The organism is Vibrio cincinnatiensis, from assembly GCF_022113815.1.
Taxonomy (GTDB): domain Bacteria; phylum Pseudomonadota; class Gammaproteobacteria; order Enterobacterales; family Vibrionaceae; genus Vibrio; species Vibrio cincinnatiensis_A.
The window spans coordinates 1-5,008 of record NZ_SGOM01000027.1; the positions used below are offsets into that span (position 1 = coordinate 1).

Below are 5,008 nucleotides of genomic sequence, written 5' to 3' on the forward strand. Positions count from 1 at the left end.
TGAAATGAGCATTTGAGGTTATAGCTGTTTTGTTTTAGTTTGGTGTTTTGTGTTGCCAGCCCCTTAAGCGGGCGTTATGAGCTTTAAAGAAATAAAGGATACTCAACATTGATTGATGCAGTAGTGTTTGTCGTTCTTATTGGCTTTTATTTCTACTTCGAGGGAAGTGAAACACCTCTAAAGGAGGCAAGTATAGCAATTGGCACTTATGGACTTTATCTTGTGGTTTATCATTTGATAAGCCCGTTTCCAGGGTTGACATCGAAGTATATGGGACAGCTTTATGGTTTCTTGCCAATGCTATCTTTTGGGATGATTTTGTTTCCTAATTTAAATACAAGCTCTCCCGAAGTTGTAACTAAAGGAATGGGATGGATAGGGTTGATCACTTCTTTTTTAATCCTTAGTTATTTTAAGCTGTTTGTGTGGTAGTTATCACCCCGCTCATAACAAAGCATTCAAGAGGGACAGTCAACGCTTGGCAGTTTTGGTTTGGTTGAGCATTTGAGGTTATGGCTGGCTAGTTTGAGTTTAGTTGTTTGCGTTGCCTGCCCCTTAATGCGGCGTTAGCTTATCAATCGAAAGCATCACACCATAAGTGTATATTATTTCAGGTGATTTTGTGGTAATTGAGATTGCCCCAATACAGCTACGATTAGGATAAAATCATCTTCCTTTGTGAAGTAAGCAGTATGTTTTCCAATCAGAAAGTAAAATCCGTTACTGTATATTTCATGGCAGCTTCGTCCTAAATCAGGGTTATCGGCGAGCATTTGAAAACCAGAAAGTAGTGTTTCTTTATAACGTTGCCACTGTAATTCGGAGAAATTATTGATGGTATAGTTTTTTACTTTACGTAAATGAGTTTGAGCTAAATTACTCAGCTTATATTGTTTATGATGCATATTGCGTATCACAGCTCACTCAAAAAATCTTTACCATCAACGATATTACCTTTTGCTAAGTCATCTTTAGCCGCGTTGAAGCAATATTTGAGGTATTCGGCTTTCATCATTTCAAGCTCTTCGTAGTCATGTATAGACATCACGACAACAGCATCTTTACTGTTTTTACTGATCTTAATTGGTTGACGTTGAGCATTTAGAAGCAATTCACCAAAATTTCGTTTAGCGTCATTTGCTGTTAATGTATGCATGGCTATTATCCACAGTCTTAAATCTAATTGGAGTATAGTTTATCACATGAAGTGGTCAATATGATTAAATCGTGCGAAATGTGCGAAATGTGTGAAAGGGGGAAGCTAACAAACGCCTCAAGCGGGACTTCCAACGCTCGCCACTTTTGGCTTTAATGAGTTTTGAGGTTGCGGCTGGTTAGTTTTAGTGTGGTTGTTTGCGTTGTCAGCCCCTTAGGCGGGCGTTATGTTTACCGGGTGATTTAGCGAGTGGGAGAGTTTTGTGCAGTTAGAAAGTATTCATCATGTGGCTATTATTTGTTCTGATTATCAACGTTCAAAGTCATTCTATTCTGAAATCTTGGGGCTTAAAATTCTCGCAGAAAACTATCGGGAAAATCGAGATTCCTACAAATTAGATTTAGCTTTACCTGATGGTGGTCAAATCGAGTTATTTTCTTTTCCTTCTCCTCCGCCGAGGATGAATAATCCCGAAGCTCAAGGTTTAAGGCATTTAGCGTTTGTTGTTAGCTCAGTTGAATCAGCAGCTAATGAATTACAAGCCAATGGAATTGATGTTGAACCAATTCGTGTCGATGAGTTTACGGGTAAGCGATTTACCTTTTTTAAAGATCCAGATGGTTTACCTTTGGAATTATACGAAAAGTAAACATAACAAACGCTTCAAGAAGGACAGTCAACGCGTGGCGCTCTCAGTTCAAATGAGCATTTGAGGTTACGGTTGTTGTGTTTGAGTTTGGGGTTCAGCGTTGCCTGCCCCTTAAGCGGGCGTTAACTGATGCGAATATATTTAAGTACGGGGATTTACTCTTGAATAAAATTGGTGTTCTAATCTATTGGTTATCTTGTATTTATATTTTTAGTCATCTATTTCTAATGAATAGTTGGCTTCAATTTTTTGATGCTTTTTCAATTTTATGTACGTTTGTGCCAGCAATCTTCTCGTTACTTATCATTAAAGGGCGGACTTTAGTGATAAGTTTTTCAATTTTTTTAAAAGTAATGTGGCTTAGCGCAGGATTAACAACGTTTTACGGAATAATTTTAACGCTGAGTAATTTAACTGTAGAGTATGAAGCATTGGCTGCAGGATTTAGTGTTGCGATTCTTCCAATCTTTTACGCATTTGGTGCTAGTCTGTTGCTATTGCCGTTGATTATTCAAGATTGACAATCAGTTAACAAAGCATTTAAGAGGGACAATCAACGCGTGGCATTTTTGGTTTGGTTGGGTATTTGAGGTGACGGCTGGCTAGTTTGAGCTCAGTTGTTTGCGTTGCTTGCCCCTTAATGCGGCGTTAGGCGATGTTCGTGAAATTACACAAATGATTCGTTGATTATTAATCGTGTTTTTTTGAATTATGTCATTTAATCAATGAGTTGTTGAATCCATCAAGTTATCAGTCAAAGAAAATCTCAGCGGTTTTCTGTTCTCATAAAAGTTAACGATCGAGTCTGTTCATATTTGATAAGCTTTGTGCTTCTCGTTCTTCGAGTCTTAAGTTCATCCTTAACAGTTGAGTGATTTTGCGATGAGCTTGGTGGCCGTGATTTTTTCTTTGAACTAGACCATGAGTTTCGTTGTTGGCAAGTGAATATTACTGGGTCAATGTTAAACTCACATGTTGTTTTAATTTGGTTTGTTCTGATGTTTCTTCGGTAAGGGATTGAAATGGTTTATAAAATCGCCTAACAAAGCATTTAAGATGGACAATCAACGCGTGGCATTTTTGGTTTGGGTGGGTATTTAAGGTTACGGCTGGCTAGTTTGAGTTCAGCTGTTTGCGTTGCTTGCCCCTTAATGCGGCGTTAGCTTTTCAAGGGAATTTTGCATATGGAATATGCTGACGAGTATACAAAAAAAGAGAAAGCAGTTCGATTTTCAGTATTCACCATATTGGGTTTGGCAGTAATTGCATTTCATAAGTTTTTGTTTCTTCCTTTAGTGACAGATTTTGTCGAGCGACCGCACTGCTATGAATTTCTGGGGTTAAATGGTGCCGATTATGTGTGGCATTTAGTGTTTGTTGGTTTGCCATTTTCTCTTTTTGTCGTGCTTGCGTTTATGCTTCCGATCGGGATAAAGGGGGTGAAGGAAGGGCGTTTTCCTCCAAAATCAATGAAAGTGTATAAACTGACAGCAGTTAAAAGAGGTACTGCAGCGTACTTCAAGTCAGGTATCTGTATTTTGGGTCCGGTTATGGCATTACTACTAACCTTCTGGGGATATCATCAAGTTGATAGCATGCCTCCAATAGACTCAAAAAATCTCAGCCCTCATTTGTGCCAAAGCTAACAAGGCGTTCAAGAGGGATTCATGCCGCGTGGCATTTTTGGTTTGCGGTGAGTTTTGGTGGTGAAAGTGGCCTGCGGAAAGTTGGTTTATGCGGCATTCACCCCTTAACGCAGCGTTAGGCTTTATTGGAGAATGTATGATTATCGAATGTCCTCATTGCGAATCTAAAGTAGATGGGAAAGTTACTGGGCAAATTGAATATAGAGATGATGACTATCCGTTCCCAGCGAAGGCTGTACTCGTCGAGTGTCCGGTTTGTTGCAGTCCACTGTTAGGTGAAAGTGAATATATCCAAGTTGGTATGGATGAATATGAATGGACGGACTTGCATCGAGTTTGGCCTAAACAAGACTCACATATCGATTGGGAAATACCTGAAATAGCACGAAACTCGCTTATTGAAGCGAAAATTTGCTTTAAAGCTAAAGCATTCAGCGCATGTGCGGTTATGTGTGGTCGAGCTATTGAAGGGCTGTGTAAGCATCATAATGCAAAAACGAAGTCATTAGCCGCAGGGTTAAAAGATTTGAAGGATAATAATATTATTGATTCGAGAATTTTCGAATGGGGTGAGGCTTTACGAGCTGCACGAAATTTAGGCGCACATGCGTCAGAGGAAAAGGTATCAAAAGATGACGCTAAAGATCTTCTAGACTTCTGCACAGCCATTTGTGAGTATGTATTTGTTTTAAATGCAAAGTTTGAGCGATTTAAAGCACGTCAGAATAAAGCCTAACAAGCGGTTAAAGAGGGATTCGCAACGCTCGGCATTTTTGTTTTGCGTTGATTTCAGGGGTTACGGTGTTGTGCGGTGAGTTGGTAGTTGCGTTGCTCACCCCTTAACCGGGCGTTAGGCTAATTTCCATAAAATTGATGCCTTTGTCGCAAAATTGGCTTGTTGACTGTGAGATAGGTTGTTTGTTTATTGAACGAAAATATTATGCGTTCATAACCGTTGTTTCTAATGGCAGTATTGGTAATTCAATGAAAATCTTAATCTTCTTCGCCACAGTCATAGTAGCCAAGTATATAGGTGCTCAATTAGGTCTGACTTACAACATCATTTCAGATCCATTTAATTTCAAGCTCGCGATGTTCGACTTTGCTTTGTATATCTCAGTTTATTTTGCGCTGACGTTCTTATATTACAAAGTTAAAGTCTTCGTAGGTAAGAATTAGCCTAACAAACGCTTCAAGAGGGACAGCCAACGCGCGGCATTTTCATTATGCGTTGGTTTTGGTGATTACGGTATTATGCGGAAAGTTGGTAGTAGCGTTGTCTGCCCCTTAAGCGGGCGTTATGTAACCGTAGAGAAAAAGTCCACAATATATTGAAAATTAAAGTGTTTTTATGATTTCTTTACTTTGAACTTAGCTTCTAGTTTGTCTGTTTGATACTTTTAACTGATTGTTTTTTATTAGTTATTTTTTAATTTATAAACCCAGTTGTGTTCATATTGGTTTAGTTTTCGTCTTCGTCTTCGTCTTCTTGTCCTTCGAGTCTTTATTCAGCATTTAATGGTAAAGTGGGTTTGCGTTCAGCTTGTCTATAGTCAT

7 protein-coding genes are annotated in these 5,008 nt (G+C 38.9%); 5 read left to right on the plus strand and 2 right to left on the minus strand.

Annotated elements, in window-relative coordinates; genetic code table 11:
* Positions 1–108: 108 nt before the first annotated feature.
* Positions 109–432 carry a hypothetical protein gene (locus tag EXA13_RS16105; RefSeq protein ID WP_238134040.1) on the plus strand — a complete coding sequence of 108 codons (324 nt, stop codon included), beginning with the start codon at positions 109–111 and terminating at the stop codon, positions 430–432.
* 173 nt (positions 433–605) lie between these two features.
* On the opposite strand, the gene EXA13_RS16110 is transcribed toward EXA13_RS16105, so the two are convergent.
* On the minus strand, positions 606–905 hold the full coding sequence (locus EXA13_RS16110) for a type II toxin-antitoxin system RelE/ParE family toxin (RefSeq protein WP_238134041.1): 300 nt from the start codon (positions 903–905) through the stop codon (positions 606–608).
* Between the two features lie 8 nt (positions 906–913).
* Positions 914–1,156: a type II toxin-antitoxin system Phd/YefM family antitoxin gene (locus EXA13_RS16115; protein ID WP_238134042.1), complete on the minus strand. Its 243-nt coding sequence runs from the start codon at positions 1,154–1,156 to the stop codon at positions 914–916.
* A 262-nt stretch (positions 1,157–1,418) separates the two neighbouring features.
* On the opposite strand from EXA13_RS16115, the gene gloA2 reads away from it, so the two are divergent.
* The 4 genes from gloA2 to EXA13_RS16140 all read left to right on the plus strand — a co-directional run bounded on the left by gloA2 (position 1,419) and on the right by EXA13_RS16140 (position 4,187).
* Complete coding sequence (gene gloA2 / locus EXA13_RS16120) at positions 1,419–1,805, plus strand: SMU1112c/YaeR family gloxylase I-like metalloprotein (protein WP_154116296.1); 387 nt, start codon at positions 1,419–1,421, stop codon at positions 1,803–1,805.
* 77 nt (positions 1,806–1,882) lie between these two features.
* Positions 1,883–2,326 carry a hypothetical protein gene (locus tag EXA13_RS16125; RefSeq protein ID WP_238134043.1) on the plus strand — a complete coding sequence of 148 codons (444 nt, stop codon included), beginning with the start codon at positions 1,883–1,885 and terminating at the stop codon, positions 2,324–2,326.
* 663 nt (positions 2,327–2,989) lie between these two features.
* Positions 2,990–3,451, plus strand: a complete 462-nt coding sequence (locus EXA13_RS16130) for a hypothetical protein (RefSeq protein ID WP_238134044.1) — start codon at positions 2,990–2,992, stop codon at positions 3,449–3,451.
* Between the two features lie 136 nt (positions 3,452–3,587).
* Positions 3,588–4,187 carry a DUF4145 domain-containing protein gene (locus EXA13_RS16140; protein WP_238134046.1) on the plus strand — a complete coding sequence of 200 codons (600 nt, stop codon included), beginning with the start codon at positions 3,588–3,590 and terminating at the stop codon, positions 4,185–4,187.
* The last annotated feature ends 821 nt before the right edge of the window (positions 4,188–5,008 follow it).